The organism is Bifidobacterium sp. ESL0820 (assembly GCF_052606235.1).
Window position 1 is genome coordinate 1407897 of record NZ_CP199594.1, and the last position, 16745, is coordinate 1424641.

Genomic DNA, 16745 nt, shown 5'->3' on the forward strand with positions numbered 1-16745 from the left:
ATTCACTGCTGGCTCATGAGCGGCTCGGCCTGGCCACCCCACTGGCCCTGCAGCCCGGTCACCTGGGTCTTGCTGCCCACCACCATCCAACGCTTGCCGGTCAGCATCCATAGATCCTGAGGCTGCAACCCGCCTCCATAGCGGGAGAGCAGATCAGGCACACGGGCGCGGATAGGCCCTTTGGCCAGGGATGCCGCTGAATCGTTGTCGAAAACCACGTAGGCCATGGTCGTATCGGTGCAATACCGGGCTTGGGAGATGCCCACATACCCGTCTAGGCCGATGTCATGCCAACCCGAAGCACACTGACCGACAGCCTTGTCGATACCGCCGGTCATAGCCTGGGCCGAACTGATGGGCGCTTCGTCACGCGCAGGAGCCTTGATAATGCCCTTGGGAAAAGAGTTGGCGATGAGCAGGCCTGCTACGGTCAAGAGCATTCCACAGATAAGAAGAATAATGCCCGCTGAGCCCACCGAGGGCCGGTTCGGGACTGGTCCGGAATGACGGGCTATGACGACCAGGATTATGGTCAACAGGGCAAAGGCCACAGAGACGCCCACCCAGGCTGAGATGCCCACCTGGCCTATGACCCCCAGCCTGGAGGGTGCTATGGCATGGGCCAGCAAGGCCGCGCCCGCCAGGGCCGAGACCAGTCCCGTAACCGCGGCAAACCGACTCCAGATGTTGGCATGGGCTATCTGGATAGGACGCTCGTCCATACCGGGGTGGGGAGGGTAGGAGGCTGGCAGACCCTCGTCATACCCGCTGTCCGCCAGCCGCTGATCCAGCTGGTTGAATCCATCGGCCATCGACCTCGCCACCTTTCACGGTTGGTTTCAGTCTATGGGGGCGGACACAAGCAGACCAGCGAGGGCGGCCAATGCTTCACCATCCCAACATCCTGCTAGGCTGATAGACGGACATAGTTCTATGGGCATAGGTGCTTATCGCCGCGATGTTCGGCACATGCACAGGCCCGGTGACGGCGAAAGGTCCCAGAGCTCAGTTAGCGTTCACCCCTTGATGTCTCGGGGATCCTTCTTGCCTATGGTGCGCTTGTCGCGGATTTTGTTGCCTCCCTTGTTATGGATGTTGACCTCGCCGCCGCCGGACCGGTCTGCAAAGACCTTGGCCTGCTTGGTGGCCTCCGCTTTGGTGGCGAAGGTGCGGGAGACGCGTGTGGCCCCGGCCCGCTTGACTGTCCAGAGATCGCGATCCTCGTCGTATTGCACGTGATAATCAGCCATGATGGCCGTCCTTTCCGTACTTCCCTGTACCCCCTCATCTTCCACTGCCCGACCTGAGGCACCGTGCTTCGACACTCCGGAATTTTCAGGAATATTGTTCAACAAAGACAAGGCTCTGCAAATACCAAAAAGCACACGCATGACTTCGGCAACGTCGAAGTACCAATAAGACCTGTCACGAACCACTGCTAATAAATACCAATGGGCTATTGCCAAATAATTCGGCTCATGCAGAACAGTTCAAGCTTCGTCATGCGTTAGAACCTGGTTACAAGAAAAGCGGAAATCAGCGTATCAAGTTAGCCTAACAACCGATCACAAAGAACCGTCCGGCTCTGCACGTGTAAGTAAGTTCATAACTTTGATTGACAGAGCAGCGAACATCACCAAGCCTGATCACTTTTCTATAATCACATCCTCAACACCAGTGGGATTGCCCATGTCGGTTTTTCGATGACATCGGCATCGTTGATTCCGTAGGAGTCAACGATCTTGAGAACGGACTGGATTTGAAGGATAACCTCTTAAACCAAGGAAACAGCTGAATTCCAGTTCTAAACGACAGAAGCTACCTGAAGAAGAAATACGAAATGCCATACCTCTTACACTGATTCTATGAGACAAAAGAAATGGACCATACCTGCTCTGATAGCCGGCTCATTCCTCTTTTGCGTTATTCCATACTTCTACCAATGGCTTACTGGCAACACCTCTGACTGGCAAGCTTGGTGGGCTTTTGGCACCTTCCTCATCGCCCTTATCGCAGCCATCATCGCTTATAAAGAGTACAACGCCCATATCAGCGCAACTGAGCCGCTCATCATAGCTCGGGTTGCAAAGGTGAAAGGCAGCACTCTTGATACGGTATTTCTCACCAACGTAGGCGGTTCCATTGCCATCGATATAAAATTTTCGCTTTCGCCAGGAATAAAGCTAAAAAACTATGCAGGCGTAGAATATCTGGCTCGGAATCTTCCAAAACTGAAACCAGACGAAGAAACAATTATTATCGACGCACAATACTTGACCGCGGTTCAACTCCTAGTGGGATCAAACCGTTCTCGCCAGATACTCCACGTTGAGTGGAAAGATGCATTAGGCAGACAGTACGTGAATGATATTCAAAAGCTTGACTTCGGCATTTATTCTTCCGCGTTTGTTACTGAGAAATAATTTTCAAGAGCATCCTTACCGAGAACCAACGAAAGCCGTCTAGGAATAAGGCGCTTCGTGGAGATATGCAGACTCGACAAGTGTATGGCCAACGAACAACCACGTAGGCACCTCATATTCCATATGTGAGATCTGTGAAATAAGACGCGATCTCAAAACCAGATTACATCAATAAAAGTTCGAAATGCATGCGAATATGAAAGGTCTGAAATTCTAACCTTTATTGACACACCTGTAAATCCGACTGGAGCGGGCGACGGGAATCGGACCCGCCTCTGAAGCTTGGGAAGCTTCCATTCTACCAATGAACTACGCCCGCAAATCCGGCTACCAGGGTCAGGCCCCGGCCAACCGCATGCGAGTCACCATAGTAGCAGGTCTCGGCGGTGTGCGCGAATCACCGGAATCGATTGCCATGTTTGGCGGTGCCAATGAAGGTAAAAGTGAGGAGTTTCCATGCGAAAGGGGTGGCGGCGAAAATGTCTGTTCGTACGGAGCAATCCCCCATGGTCAAACTCATCAATCCCAGGCCCATCCACTTTTATATGCACAGTTGTAAGGCGCATTGACGAAACGCTCATCATGCGCAAGCCCTAACCTGCAAACCGGGGAATGAGGAGGGGAATCTCGGTTCACACCCAATCACGGCCATTCCTTGAACACCCGCGGTATGAACGGCATCACAGCCGCAATCATCTGGCCAAACACCAAGCAAGGCCATCTCGCACCAGCACACGTAGTTGCTAAACCAATCTAGCCAGCCGCACCATGCACGACAACACCGCCAGATGCCAAGTGGAACAGATGCATAAGGAACACCTAATTAGAACCGGGTAAGTCCACCCCACCCCCATACCGTCAATAGCCATACTTGTGCATGAACCATTCCAAGCTCACTTACAAACAGACAGCGCCACAACCTTCGAAAAGCAGGAAGATGGGTGTAGCCTAATGCCGTAAAGGTAGATCCGACAATGTTCAGCGCGATCATCAGCCGGCCTCCACAAACCAGGACAGCCAGATGACTGTCAGTTGTGGAGGTATTACAAGTAACCAGCATCAGATTCAAGCCGTACTCATTCAATCCGGATTCCGGTATCGTCTAGGTTAGTCTCTACATCATTTACTCAGGGTGCATATAGACAGCAAATAAACACACGCAGTTCGTGTTCCCCACCACCATCTCGAACCGCTTATGTAAGCAAAAACTGCAATGCTCCGCCCATCCACTACTGTATAGACTGCCAAGTGATAGCACTCGGCTCCAGAACAAAGTCGCAAGATGAGCCATCAGGCAGTCGAACCGTTGTCCTCTGCCTAACCGAGGTGTTATTCACTATGCAGTAGTTCCCACTGGCGGGGAAAACAGCAACCTCGCACTCAGGATTCGACGAACTCCATATCCGGTAAGCCTTTTCCCTATGGGCCGCATAGAAGAGTGATCGCTCCAACAGACGAGCATTGGTGGCGGAGTATGGCAATCCCGCGATATATACAGCACGCCCCTCGCCATAATCATTTGCAGCGAGCTGTACCGCACCATTGCTGGCACGCAGTATATGCACCTGTTCATTGATCGGATAGATATTGATCAGAGGTTGGCCAAAATCGATCACCGACGACGGATCCAAATCCTCTAGGATGAAGTTCCGGTTTTCCTCGTTAGGGAAGTATTTGTCAATGGACAGTGTCTGATAGCGCTCCTCGTCGACTCCCAGGACATCGGCCAGCTGGAAGAACCTCCCTTGCCACGCTGTAGCGGTTGGCTCCCCTAACCCGAGAAATCCGCCTCCTAAACGCACCCAACTCCTAACCACCGTTACAAGACGTGGATTTTGCCAGATATCTCCGCCGCTGAAAGACGTGTTAGCCGGTCCCGCGTTGACTAGTACATCGATATCCGGACTCACGCCTTTTTCCAGCACATCCTCGAAACTTAGAAAGACGACTTTCACCCGCATGCCGCTCAAGGCCTCCAGGAGACCGTAATACGGCTCCGTTTGCTGATTCGGCAACGCATGGGCCACAGTGAATGCCATCCATGTACGCAGAGTTCCCCACGAGTTAACAATCCCTACTGTCAGGTCAGAAGCGGCTGGCTGACTACCGGTCATATCGTGTATTTGTCTGAACTCGTCTGTGATGGAGGATACGGTGTCAATGAAAGTTGGGAATTTATCTGCAAGGGAGAGGTAGCCCCCATATCCCATCCTGTCGATAGGGCTGCGCAGGATCGCTCTGCGAGCTTTGCGCCAATTGTCGAGTGCTGCCAGGCTGGGATCATTGCCCTCGTGGAAGGTGTCGGGAAAGAAGTAGGGCAAGAATCTTCCCTCCGTATACTTGACCCCGGTGATATCAGCAATCATTCGCAGGGTTACGCCGTCGCCTACAGAACCGACGACGGCATCAAGCCCCAAACGTTCGAAACCTTCCCGGTATGGTTCAGTCCCTATCCACTGGTCGCCGAGGAACATCATCGCTTCCTTGCCGGCCTTATGAGTGTCCTCTACCATTTGCGCGACATTGGAACGTACAAAATCACTGATAAATTCGATCCAATCACGCTGAGCCCTACCCGGAATGCGGAAAGTCGAGTTATAGGAGCCTTCGTCAACGAAATCCTCAGGCCTCAACCGATAGCCCTTGACCCGCTCGAATTCATCAAGAGCCCCGGGCGAAACCGTAGCGCCGTAGCCGAACCAATCGACGATCTTCTCCCTGTGCGACTGGTCAAAGACCAGCGTAAACTGGTAAAAGAAAGTGGTGAAACGGACTACGTCAGTGTCTGGATTGTCAGCCAGCCACTTGCGAAAGGTGTCGAACACGAACCTACGGGTATCGGAATTACGAATATCAAAGGGAATCTCGTGCTCACGATCTCCCCAGTTATTGGTCAGATGGTTATACATCTCAACTGGATCCCAGATAATCAAGGCCAGAAAAGTAACGGTATATTCGTGCATCGGCACTACTGCCCGCACATGCACGGTATCTTGCTTGGCATCCAGATCCCACAGGGATTCATCGACGACTTGTCCAGTGGTTCGATCGACGACTTCCCAGTATCGGTGGGGATCCGCTGACCGGTTGGGACGGAGCTGTTCGCTGTAGAAAGAGTCCATGAGCGGAATGTCTAGCCGGGCGTCGACAGCGAGTGCGCGGTCAGTCAGCAGATATATTTGTGGTACTTCATCCAGACGCGGGCGTATCCATTCATTATGTCCGCGCACAGGGAAGTAGGCGCTGTATATCTTCTTACCCAGTGCCTTGACTTCATCGTCTAGTTGCGTACCATCAGAGTTCCTGATGGCGTCAGCCCCCCAGAGTTGGGCTATGCGCTCGGTCTCACTCGCAAAATTTTCTTCACTAGGCAGCGTTACACGTCCTGTTGTCATGGTCCATGTCCTTTCATGGCTTCACCGCTTATTCGTCAATCCGGCACTAGGTCAGCCGGCTCCCGCTAAATCAGCGTTTGTTCAGAATTGTTGACGCACCCGGAGCAAGGTCAATGCAGCGCATAACAGCAGTATCGCTCCTGCGACAGCGACCTCTACATTAACGCCCGTGGAGGCCAGCGATTCTTTCGATGTATCAGTCTGATTACCAGCGGTAGAAGACCCTTTGTGGCTGGATCTGTTCCCTGCATTCAGATTCAAAGAACCATCGTCCACTCGTCCGCGATCAGAGATTCGTTGTAGACCGGTTCGAGCTGTTTCCAAGGCACGGACGGCTCCGTCCACGGCCTCTTGATCGGCCGAGGGATCCGCCAGCACCCGCTTAGCCTGTGCTACTGCCTCTGAAAAACTCTTCCATGAGGCAGGCGTGTAATCACTGGCTATGAATTTATTAGCGGTTTCCACGGCAGCATGCAACGAGTTCTTATCAACGTGATTTGCCGCTTTCCCTTGAACCACGGTGAGGGGAACCCGCAAACTTACCCCCGACTGGAATTCAAATTGAAGACCATAATCTGCCGATGCCTTATCAGCCAAGAAAGCGGCGCTGACTTTGATGGATACCGTGTCTCCATGCTCTTCAGCTGTGTAATCGTCAGGCCCGAGACTGCCTAGCACGTTACCCTCACCGCCGATCCAGCGAACAGTGTCAAGCACGTCACCATCTAGGTTGACAGTATAGCTGGGTAAATCCTGAGGCATGGCTGAGTCGAACCTGTCATGAACAACGGTCACTTTAGGATGGTGGTTTGCCCCATTCTCCCGTTTGTATACACCGATCTCCGTAAGCGTCGGCGTCCACACTACACCTGACTTGACCGAATCGAGACTAACCCTAAGTTTGGTAGAATGCTGCTCAGGGAACATGACCGCTTTGCTTGAACCTATACCTGCTCCTGCCGCACTCTTCCAGAAACGGACCCAACTGCCTGATTCTGCGTCCCACTTCCAGAGGGAATAGTCCGCAATCCTCGCTTCTGTATTTCCATCCAGGAATTCATGAAGGTCTACCTCATCAAACGTAATTTGCTTGCCGAATTCCAAATCAAGTGAGATCGGATAACTCGCCGAGTCAGCCGCAGCCCACCGCGTATCCTGTCTGCCATCAACCAATAAGCGTGCTGAATTCGGCAGCTGCGGATGGGTAGAGCTGGCCGTCACCTTCGCGCCCAAGGCCAGATTGATGCGCGTGTCCTTGCCTTCCTGCTCAATCGGGTCATCGTCAACCGGATTGTTGATTGTTTGACCCTGTTGGACTTCAGCAAGGCCTATATCAGGGGCCTTCCCGCGGTAAGTACCATTGCCAAGCATATCCTTCTGTCCCAGATGCTCGTTATATCGTCCCGCGTCAATCAACTGCGAGTCAGAAGACAGCTTGAATAGAGGCGCAACCTCGGCCAGTTTCCCGGTCGGCGTAGCATCACTCCCGCTGAAGCCAGCGAAACGCGGATCGACGGCCAGACCATGCTTGTCCTTAGGCTGCGTGGCGGATGCCTTTCCACCGGTTTCGTAGAAATCATTATTGGAGAAGACTGCCTTATCGAGTGCTCCATCCTTCCGATACCACTGGGTCGGCTTGGACGAGGTGTTGTAAAAGACATTGTTCATGAAATAAACCGTGTCCTTAAGGATCTCATCGTGGAAGTGCCCACCCTTGGAAGCGTCATAAATCAATACATTGTTGGTGATATATGTAGGTGAATAATTCGTGGACAGCATGTTTTTGAGCATGACCCCATTGTCATTGATAGACAGGTTATAGCGGGCTATAGAATTGCCGCTGTTGCCCATGTAGGCCATCCAACCGGCCTTGTTGTCATGTGAATAATTGAACTGATAAGTCACATTAAAATTGGTGTATTCCAAATCCCAGGGTGTGCCATCGTACTGATTCGCCGGACCATCGTACACTTCGTTGTACTGCATCGTCGAATCAGCACTTGCCCACATGTACAGCGCGCAGGAAACCTCAGAATACCGTTTGAGGTATCCGTTAATTTCGTTGTATTCGGTCAGCGCATTCTTCGTATGGCCTATCTGGATCGCACCCTGCCCTATGCTTTCACAGTAGTTGTGTCCTATATAAACATCACGACTATAAAGATCACGGGAACGCACCCAGTAGTCTTCCCAGCCCTCATGGAATTTACCGGTATCGTCCGTATACCCTTGGTCTTTACCCATCCAGTTGAACCCAAATTGAATAGCATTCAGCTCAACATTGCGGAATTGGTTGTGCTCGATGCGCACATTAGAGAAATAGTAGCCACCTTTACCATATTCCGTGCAAGCCTTGTCGCCGAATACCTGGAAATCAACACCAGCTGCGTAAATGCTCTGCCATTTACTTGCAGCATCAGTATTATGCACATACACATTTGAAATACGAAAGCCGCTCATGATCGTATCTGATGACTTGACATTCTTATCGAACAAATCGGCATTGATGGAGATCGAGATACCGTCGCGTATCCTGCCATCCTGCTCTGTGATATCGCTCGCGAAGTCATCGTCGTTGGACAGTTCGAGGTCGCTGATGCTCCAATGCTGTTGATTACGTAATACCACTGCGCCGGTAGTGCCAACCGTCTGCACATCCTTGTGTGGACTGCGCCCGCCTACACCTGAGTCAAAGGGCACTGCCACATTCCCATCAGTAGCGATGTATGGACGCTGCGGCGCAGTGCCGTAGGCCCCTATGGTTATGGGTTTATCGGCACTGCCTGATCCCTTGGGCCACAATTGCTGCCGATGCCAGACTGAACCTGCTTTCAGCAGGATCCGATCCCCAGGATCGAAGGTGGTGGCATTCGCCTTATTAAGGCTCTGCCAAGCCTGCCCAGGACTCGTCCCTGCCCGTGCATCGTCTCCCTGTTCGGCATCGATATAATAATCGGTGCCCGCATATGGATTCGTATCATTTCCTGCCCACGATTGGTCATGCGTATTTTGGCCGACACTTTCATCAGCGCTAGCTGGAGTACCTGGCAGCAGTGGCATCAACATACAGAGACAGGTGACCGCTGCCAAGAATCCAACTGCTGCTTTTATGCATAGTTTGAAGTATTTCATCTTTGAACTTTCCTTCCAATTAACGGTTGTCATCTCCTGTCATGGACGATGAGTAACGCCCATTACAGGAATGCCTCAGGGTGGATCTATTGCAGTACAGACATGAGTCGTTCATCATCAACCTTGATGTGTGTTTTGCCAGCCTGCTTCCTTACCAATGCCGTCAGTTTCTCCTGCTCAAGTCGGTCAGTAATACGTCCCTGGTATGTACGCCAATCCTGGTCTTCATCTGCAGCATTCACCATGGTGACCAAGTAAGCGACTGCCTGGTCACCTTCTTGACGGAAAGGTAAGAATCCACCAGGCTGCAACTTCGACAAATCTTCCATATTGACTGGCTGATCGATCGGAGAGATCATGCCCGTAGGCATTGGATCAACCCGGCATCCCGGCAGAGCGGCCTCAGCCGCATTCACCAAATCGCTCGGAACCTTGCCCCGCAGCGCGTCCGCAAGCTTGCTATCTAAAACCTTGGTATCCAAGTTGGCTGGTCTGGTTAGCCTTACGCTGAAGATTTTTCGACTGTCAGGCGCATGCCATTGCCAGCGGTGGGCCCTAAAGTAGGCCTTGGCTTCTTCATTCGAGACATGGAGCGGATCTCCGGCCTGTGTCGCGAGTTTGCCCTTCAGGTATTCCTGAGCTTGAGTAAGTACACGGGATCGGAAATCCATCGGTGTGTAGGTCGTCATTCCGTACACTGTTTGGCCATTTTGAACCTGTCTCCTCCTTTGGTCATTGGTCCGCCTCATGGCAGCGGTAAAAGATTCGTACGTGCTGACATCCATGAACCCGTGCTCTCTCGCGAGTACAAGGAGAGCTTTATCCTGACCGATTTGATCCTTTATGGCCTGTCCGCGCTTTTCAATGTCTTTCGCGGAGGATTCGACTTGTCCAGCCGGCAGACTGCCACACCTCTGCACAGCACAGACCCTCGCGTAAAGCTTAAGCTCACCTTCCCCTATTGCGATGGTGGTTTCCTCAGTTGGGGAAGCAGTGGCGGAAGATCTCGACCACACCGCCCAAATCGCACACACGACAATTGCAGCAATGATCGAAACGGCTGAAGTCCTCACCCAGAATCGTTGAGCACGGGTTCTCATGTTAACCAGCCTCGACAGCAGCGCAGAAAGACAGCATCGGAGTCGCCCTGAATTCGTTAATTCTGAGTTCAAGATGCGAGATCTCTACAGGTTCAAACCGCCAGATACGCTGGTATCCAACCGACTCAGAAGCAGCCAGAAGACGCATATCGGAACCCAAGCCACCGTATAGTTCTGCCCGCTCCACCCGCTGCCCCAATTCAATGTGCTCACGTAGGACAAACGCATCAATGCGACGCTGCCGATCAAAATCGATGACGATTTTCGGCATCCGATCGCCAGCATCGGCCATCCAATAGCCAGTGTCGGGATCCATAGAGGTCAACTGATCCTTCCGGGCCCTTAACGGATTCGAAGAATAATACATAGACATTCCGGTTGTAATGAAGCGACGATGAAAGTCACGGATACGGGCACCCAGACCTACCAAAGAACCAATATCACTTGAGGCGAACCGTCCATCCCGGTCTGGAGGGACATTGAGAAGAAAGCAAGCGTTGCCTCCGACGGCGGAAAGCCACAGATTAAAGAGTTCGTCGGCCGTGCGCACTTCGTTGTTCTCGCTGGCATGATAAAACCAACCGGGACGGATCGAGGTATTGACCTCCGCGGGATACCAGACGAGAGGCCCGTCATAATCGGACAGCACAGACCGACTCCCCAGATCTTCTTCATCGGATCGGACCAGACGAGAGAAATGCCCATCGTCACACTTTTGCGACTTCTCCGCCGTCAATTCTGCTGATTGCAAGCGTCGAGGCACAACACTCCACTCGTTCCGGCGCACATGGCCCGCTTCGTTACCACACCATCGCACGTCCGGCCCCGAAACACTAATCACGGCCTCTGGCTGTAAGCTGCGAATCACTTGATAGTAACGTTCCCAATCGTACCGCTGTCGCCTGCCATTAGCTCCCTCTCCACAGGCGCCATCGAGCCAGACACTGAAGATCGGCCCATACTGAGTAAGCAACTCAACCAATTGATTGACATAAAAATCGTCATATGGCTCCCCTTGACCGTACGTCGCCTCAGTACGGTCCCAAGGAGACAAGTAAATGCCGAATTTCATACCATAGCGCCGAGCCGAATCCGAAACCTCCCGGACCAGATCCCCATGCCCCTTACGCCAAGGGGAGGCAGCCACGGTGTGCCTGCTGTATTTGCTAGGCCAAAGGCAAAAACCATCATGGTGCTTACAGGTCAGGATAATGCCGGTCATACCAGCGTCTTTCAAGACCTCCATCCACCGGTCGGTGTCCACATCACCGGGGTTGAACAGAGCCGGGTCCTCATGACCGATTCCCCATTCTCTATTTGTCATCGTGTTCATGCCGAAGTGGATGAAAGCATACATCTCCATACGTTGCCATAGAAGCTGGCGATGCGCCGGCTTGATATTGGCCAAGTATTCTAGATTCATGACCCCTCATCTAAATTTGCGGTTGTAAGACCATATGAGACAGAGAATTCCGACAACGCCCAGCCCCATTAAGCCCAGACCTGCCCAGCTCACAATTTCGTGCCCTTTAATAACCAATGCGACGAAGAAAACGAACAGCACCACTTTCAGGGCGACAGTGGCGACTGCTATCAATCGCTCGTTCACTTGATACCTCCCTGGGTATTGCTCTCCAAGAGCTTCTTTTGAATTACCGCATAAAAGATCAGCACCGGTACCATGACGATGACCATTCCGGCGTACAGGCGGCCATAATTGGCTGCGGCCTTTTGAGCAGTCATCAGATTGAGCAGTCCGACCTGCAGAGTTTTCTGCTTGCCCGTCATAAGGGTCAGGGAAATGATGTAATCATTCCAGAAACTCAAGAAGTTGAACAGGAGAGCCGTGGAGATCGCTGGCGCGGCCATGGGGAAGAAGATTTTCACCATCACTGTGAAGTGCGATGCTCCGTCTATCTCCGCCGCCTCTTCATAGTCCTTAGGGATGGCAGCAAAATAATCCTCTAACAAATAAATGCAGAAGGGCAAGGAAGTCGCTGCATAGACCACAGCCAACACAAAGATGTTGTTGATGAAGAACCCACCGGGGAAAATCGCCACGAGTGCCTTGTCCCAACCCACCAGCATCAGGAAGATAGGAACGACTATGTAATTGACATTAATGAACAAGCCGCCCTGTATACACAAGTTGAGCAAGGTCCTCCCGGGGAATTCAAACCGAGCCAGCACGTAGGCCGCAGGCAAGGCGATGGCCATAGACAGAATCATCGCCATCGCCGTGACCAGGATCGAGTTGATGAAATACTGTCCCATGTGAGCATCAACGAACGCATCAACATAGTTCTGCAGGAAGAGGCCTTTCGGCAGTGCCCAGGGATTTCGGTAGAATTCACTCTTCTGCTTGAAGGAAGCAAAGATGACCCATATCGTCGGAATGGCAATACTTGCCGCGGCAAGGATCAGGACCACATGCTTAAAAATGCGCGAAACTGACCACCGATCCTCAATACTACGGTTCTCCGGCAGATTCGTCCCGCTTTCCCTGCCGACGCTGGCAGCTGTTGCAGTCATATCTAGAGTCTCCTTAATTTGCCAGTTTTGGACGCCAAGTGACTCGACTCACCACTAGTGAGAGGACAAAGGAGAAGATGAAGATGATCACCCCGATGGCCATGCCATAACCATATGAGGAGTTGGTATAAGCCTGATCATACATATAACCGAGCAACACTTGGGAAGAGTTATCGGGGCCGCCGCCTGTCATTGCCTTGACCAACACGAAGCTCAAGTTCACCGAGCTCATGATGAAGAAAGTCAGGGTGGTTCGAATGTTCGACCAGATCAGAGGAAGCGTAATAGAGAACAACTGCCGCGCTTTCCCTGCACCGTCTATTTGCGCAGCTTCGTAAATCTCTCTATCGATGCCAGTCATGGCCGACATGTACATGACCATGTAGTACCCAACCGATTGCCAGATCATAGCGAAGGCAACCGAATATATAACTATCTTCTGGTCTCCCAACCATACCCGTTTTAGAGCATCAAGCCCGAGAAATCCTAATGTGCCGTTGACCAAGCCCGTGTTCTGGTCATAGATTGCCGAGAACATAGCCGCTATTACAACGGCCGAAAGCACATTCGGTATATAGAGAATGAATCTCAGCAGACTGCCGCCCTTGATTTTGTTCTGAACCATGATAGAGGCAAAAATCACTGCCACGGGCAACGTAATGCATGTAACGATGACCAGCAGAAGTAACGTATTGCCAAAGGATTGCACAAATTTCATATCCTTGAACAGGATTTTGAAATTCTGCAGACCTACGAACGTCGAATTATCCGAGAAACCACTCCAAGTAAACAGGGACATCCGGAACACATTGATGCTCGGCAATAGTATGAAGACGACAAAAAGAATCGCAGCCGGCAGGGCGCACAGCACGCCGAACAGACTCCTCTTACGCTTACCTATAGAACGCCCCGGCCGATTAGCTGGGACTTTACCAACTGACCCCATCAGCATTCACCTTTCCTCTTATGCCTCGCTCCAAACATAAACGAAACAAGACAAGACTGACTCCTTTGTCCCCCTACACCCGCACTTCGGAGCCAGCCTCTTAAAAACTGACTTCACTACTTAGCGTCAGCCAATGCGTTACTTGCTTTGTTGAGCGCGTCGATCCACTGCTGCTCGGTCTTATCGCCGGAAATGATCGAACTAACCGTGCCGAACAACGTTTCCTTAATATCGACACCAGGCACAGGCTTCGTGCTGGCGAAGCCGCCGACCACCGGCTTAACACCTTCTGCCTGGTAAGTGTCATAGAAAGGCTTGAGGGTATTGTCGATCTTGCTCTCCACCCCCTTGACAGGCTGGACCGCACCAGCCTTAGCGAAGATATTTACTGCATCATCGGAATAGAAGTATGCCAAGAACTTCTTAGCTTCGTCCTTGTGCTTGGCCTTGGTGGGCACCCAAGCTGTTTCAATGGATGTAGTCAGGTAACGTGTATCACCTTGGACACCGGGCAACGGGGTGAAACCCCACTCGAATCCATCGGTACGCGGGGCATCTTTCATCTCGTTGACGATCCATGTGCCATTGGGCATGAAGACCGACGTGCCATCCAAAATCTGCTGCTGGTTCTTTGTGAAATCCTGCTCATTGGCATAACCGACGGTATCGGGGTTGATGTACTTAACCAGCTTGGTCGTCAAATCCAGAGACTTCTTGGCATCGGCGGACTTCCAAATGTCTTTCTTATAGGTCATCACATCCTTGTAGAAGGATTCACCACCGACATCCGGTAAAAGGGAGAAGAAATAAGCATCCAGATAACCAGTTGTTGGGAAGGTGAACAAGGATATGTTCTTGGCCTTGGCCTCATCGCCTAGCTTGTACATTTCATCCCACGTAGTCGGCACCTGCCAGCCGTTGTCAGCCAGCAATTTTTTATTGTAAACGAGGCCGGTAGGAGCATAGTTCATCGGCATCAAATAGACCTTGTCATCGCCGTATGGATTCGTACCGAGTCCACCAGTGATGCCGGGCATGAGCTTGTCCTTGACCGTCTTGCTTTCACCCGGGATCTTCTCTCCCAGAACGCCAGTCAGGTCATCGATCGCCTTATCTTTGATCATCGTCTCGGTCAAAGCTGCCTTTCTGCCTTGACCAAGCCACACGAGATCGGGATAGTTGCCAGCTTTCATGCTTGGGGTAATCTCATCCTCTATGCTTTTGGAAGCCTGCAATTCAACTTTGACATTTGGGTTGAGCTTTTCGTATTGCGCTATGACCTGCTTATACATATCGATGCCATAACCGCCTTCAAGGGCTGCCATCTTAAGGGTAACTTTATCGCCCTTGTCCCCGTCCGCAGATGAAGACGACCCACATGCTGCCATCGGTATAATTACAGCGCAGGCAACCAAGCCTGTTACCAATGTTTTAAAACTTGAAGAGTACCTCATTTGCTTTCCCTTCTCTTGCTACTCGGTGGGAGAGCACCTTCGCCTTTTCCCCATCGATTTTCCATTTTTACGTCCATCCCACCGCTAACAAAACATCGTCCACGACGGGCTATTCAACTATGAACACTTATAACAATAGAACAATTGGACTCATTTGTAAAGTATCCTTACGTATTTGATTTGTTTAGTACATGATGATAGCGGAAGAGCCAAGGGATTCTGAACCTAATGGACAGGGCAAACAATCCATTCATAGAGGAATATCCCATGACCGCTCTGCCCATTCCCCTCTCCTGCGGCGCATGAAGAAGACGCTGGCAACAGACCCTGTCGTGCCATCTGGGCCGTAGCAGAAACCGACACAGTGGGTCCAGTACACCAATGCAGCAGGCTTCAACACATGTTCAAACGGTGTCGTCAGGCTCGATCAGATCGGCCACCACTGTGGCGCAAGCCCCCAATAGCGCGGCATCCTCACCCAAGGCCGAACGGTCAACCACAAGAGGTCGTCGGAAATCGGCAGCAAGGGCATCATTCATGGTCTTCTCCATGGCACTGAGAAAAATGCGGTTGACCACCCTGGAATCTCCTAGAACAACAACATGAGGAAAGTCCATAAGGCCGGCCGACATGGTTAGCACATGGCCCAGCAATTCACCAGCCCTCCGCAGAATGCCAGCCAGATGGTCGGGATCCCGGTCCATTGCAGCAGTCAGCTTGGGAACACTGATCAGCGATTCCAAGCAGCCGCGTTTACCGCAGCGGCACTGAGGACCAGAGGGATCCACCACCACATGGCCGATCTCGCCAGCCGAGCGATTGCAGCCAGTCACCAGCTCGCCGGCGACCAGTAGCCCTGCCCCCACTCCGTCGCCCAAATGGACAAGCAGTAGGTCTGGCTGACCTGAGCCAAACTGCCGCTCTGCCAAGACCTCGTTATTGGCATCGTTGTTGACAGTCACCTCCAGGCCTGTCTTCTCATGCAAATAGCCACGCAGGTCAGTCTGAACCCAGCCCAAGTTGGTGGCATCATCGACCACCCCTTCACCACTAACGATGCCTGGACTGGATACGCCGATGCCCAAGATTGGGTGGGCTGCACGCTGCATCAACGAATCGGTCAGATCTCCCACCAAGCCCAGGGGAACCTTGCCGTCAGAGGTCAGAGGGATCTCCTCACGCGCGACCACCTGCCCGGTCAGATTGAGCACCGCCCCCCTGAAGACGTAGGGCGTGGAAAGATCCAGGGCCAAGATGCTGCGCCCGTCGGGATTGATGCGCAGCAGCCGTCCACGCTTGCCCGGCCCAGTGGATTTGCTATAACCCACCTCCATGAGCAGATGCTCACCCAGCAACTCAGCCACGATATCCGATATAGCGACCCTGGTCAGCCGGGAGGCTCGGGCCAGATCAGCCCTAGTCATACTGACATCGGGGTAAAGCAGCCTGAGTAGGATGGCGCGGTTATGCTGCCGCACCGACGTAGGTAGCGCCTTGGACAGGTTGCCGGTATTGCTGGTCATGATTCGCCTGACGATCGGTAGGGCGGGAACGGGGACCCCGCCATGGGGATTGGGCATTGAACCCCGTGACTATGCCCAATCCATAATTGCTCTTTAAGCCTTCACCTCATATTGTAAACTTCCTTGACCGGCCGGATCCAGGCTCGGCATGGAGGCCCCAGAACAGTTTGTTTTCGAAACCGTGCACTAGGATCACAGCTAAGTAGGAGTGGCAAGTACAACAAAAAGTTTATTTTCCTA

The 16745-nt window shown here is 52.2% G+C and carries 12 protein-coding genes and 1 tRNA gene; 1 reads left to right on the plus strand and 12 read right to left on the minus strand.

The annotated features are described in order from the left end of the window. Positions 1–2: 2 nt before the first annotated feature. Together ACUIAH_RS05610 and ACUIAH_RS05615 are read right to left on the minus strand one after the other, a co-directional pair. Positions 3–812 (minus strand): hypothetical protein, encoded by an 810-nt coding sequence (locus ACUIAH_RS05610; RefSeq protein ID WP_445340615.1) that lies wholly within the window; start codon positions 810–812, stop codon positions 3–5. A 204-nt stretch (positions 813–1016) separates the two neighbouring features. After that, positions 1017–1250 carry a DUF2188 domain-containing protein gene (locus ACUIAH_RS05615; RefSeq protein WP_445340616.1) on the minus strand — a complete coding sequence of 78 codons (234 nt, stop codon included), beginning with the start codon at positions 1248–1250 and terminating at the stop codon, positions 1017–1019. Positions 1251–1865: 615 nt separating this feature from the next. Between ACUIAH_RS05615 and ACUIAH_RS05620 the strand changes: the two genes are divergently transcribed. Further along, complete coding sequence (locus ACUIAH_RS05620; RefSeq protein WP_445340617.1) at positions 1866–2423, plus strand: hypothetical protein; 558 nt, start codon at positions 1866–1868, stop codon at positions 2421–2423. 245 nt (positions 2424–2668) lie between these two features. Here ACUIAH_RS05620 and ACUIAH_RS05625 read toward each other — a convergent pair. The 10 genes from ACUIAH_RS05625 to ACUIAH_RS05670 all read right to left on the minus strand — a co-directional run bounded on the left by ACUIAH_RS05625 (position 2669) and on the right by ACUIAH_RS05670 (position 16505). Next, positions 2669–2742 (minus strand) — tRNA-Gly (locus ACUIAH_RS05625). A 910-nt stretch (positions 2743–3652) separates the two neighbouring features. Continuing rightward, a complete protein-coding gene (gene gnpA / locus ACUIAH_RS05630) occupies positions 3653–5818 on the minus strand; it encodes a 1,3-beta-galactosyl-N-acetylhexosamine phosphorylase (protein WP_445340618.1) in 2166 nt (721 codons plus the stop codon). 81 nt (positions 5819–5899) lie between these two features. After that, positions 5900–8950: a hypothetical protein gene (locus ACUIAH_RS05635; protein ID WP_445340619.1), complete on the minus strand. Its 3051-nt coding sequence runs from the start codon at positions 8948–8950 to the stop codon at positions 5900–5902. A gap of 86 nt (positions 8951–9036) precedes the next feature. Beyond that, a complete protein-coding gene (locus tag ACUIAH_RS05640; RefSeq protein WP_445340620.1) occupies positions 9037–9639 on the minus strand; it encodes a hypothetical protein in 603 nt (200 codons plus the stop codon). A gap of 412 nt (positions 9640–10051) precedes the next feature. After that, a complete protein-coding gene (locus ACUIAH_RS05645; protein WP_445340621.1) occupies positions 10052–11473 on the minus strand; it encodes an alpha-L-fucosidase in 1422 nt (473 codons plus the stop codon). Between the two features lie 6 nt (positions 11474–11479). Further along, a complete protein-coding gene (locus tag ACUIAH_RS05650; protein WP_445340622.1) occupies positions 11480–11659 on the minus strand; it encodes a DUF6903 family protein in 180 nt (59 codons plus the stop codon). Beyond that, on the minus strand, positions 11656–12582 hold the full coding sequence (locus tag ACUIAH_RS05655; protein ID WP_445340623.1) for a carbohydrate ABC transporter permease: 927 nt from the start codon (positions 12580–12582) through the stop codon (positions 11656–11658). Before ACUIAH_RS05655 ends, ACUIAH_RS05650 begins: the two co-directional genes overlap by 4 nt. A 13-nt stretch (positions 12583–12595) precedes the next feature. Continuing rightward, positions 12596–13528, minus strand: a complete 933-nt coding sequence (locus ACUIAH_RS05660) for a carbohydrate ABC transporter permease (protein WP_445340624.1) — start codon at positions 13526–13528, stop codon at positions 12596–12598. Between the two features lie 116 nt (positions 13529–13644). Continuing rightward, positions 13645–14982 carry a carbohydrate ABC transporter substrate-binding protein gene (locus tag ACUIAH_RS05665; protein WP_445340625.1) on the minus strand — a complete coding sequence of 446 codons (1338 nt, stop codon included), beginning with the start codon at positions 14980–14982 and terminating at the stop codon, positions 13645–13647. Positions 14983–15386: 404 nt separating this feature from the next. Then, positions 15387–16505 (minus strand): ROK family protein, encoded by a 1119-nt coding sequence (locus ACUIAH_RS05670; RefSeq protein ID WP_445340626.1) that lies wholly within the window; start codon positions 16503–16505, stop codon positions 15387–15389. Positions 16506–16745: the final 240 nt, after the last annotated feature.

Excerpts from the sequence above, each read along its gene's own strand:
- ACUIAH_RS05610 (WP_445340615.1), bottom strand. The coding sequence starts at position 812 with ATGGCCGATGGATTCAACCAGCTGGATCAGCGGCTGGCGGACAGCGGG.
- ACUIAH_RS05615 (WP_445340616.1), bottom strand. The coding sequence starts at position 1,250 with ATGGCTGATTATCACGTGCAATACGACGAGGATCGCGATCTCTGGACA.
- ACUIAH_RS05620 (WP_445340617.1), top strand. The coding sequence starts at position 1,866 with ATGAGACAAAAGAAATGGACCATACCTGCTCTGATAGCCGGCTCATTC.
- gnpA (WP_445340618.1), bottom strand. The coding sequence starts at position 5,818 with ATGACAACAGGACGTGTAACGCTGCCTAGTGAAGAAAATTTTGCGAGT.
- ACUIAH_RS05635 (WP_445340619.1), bottom strand. The coding sequence starts at position 8,950 with ATGAAATACTTCAAACTATGCATAAAAGCAGCAGTTGGATTCTTGGCA.
- ACUIAH_RS05640 (WP_445340620.1), bottom strand. The coding sequence starts at position 9,639 with ATGACGACCTACACACCGATGGATTTCCGATCCCGTGTACTTACTCAA.
- ACUIAH_RS05645 (WP_445340621.1), bottom strand. The coding sequence starts at position 11,473 with ATGAATCTAGAATACTTGGCCAATATCAAGCCGGCGCATCGCCAGCTT.
- ACUIAH_RS05655 (WP_445340623.1), bottom strand. The coding sequence starts at position 12,582 with ATGACTGCAACAGCTGCCAGCGTCGGCAGGGAAAGCGGGACGAATCTG.
- ACUIAH_RS05660 (WP_445340624.1), bottom strand. The coding sequence starts at position 13,528 with ATGGGGTCAGTTGGTAAAGTCCCAGCTAATCGGCCGGGGCGTTCTATA.
- ACUIAH_RS05665 (WP_445340625.1), bottom strand. The coding sequence starts at position 14,982 with ATGAGGTACTCTTCAAGTTTTAAAACATTGGTAACAGGCTTGGTTGCC.
- ACUIAH_RS05670 (WP_445340626.1), bottom strand. The coding sequence starts at position 16,505 with ATGACCAGCAATACCGGCAACCTGTCCAAGGCGCTACCTACGTCGGTG.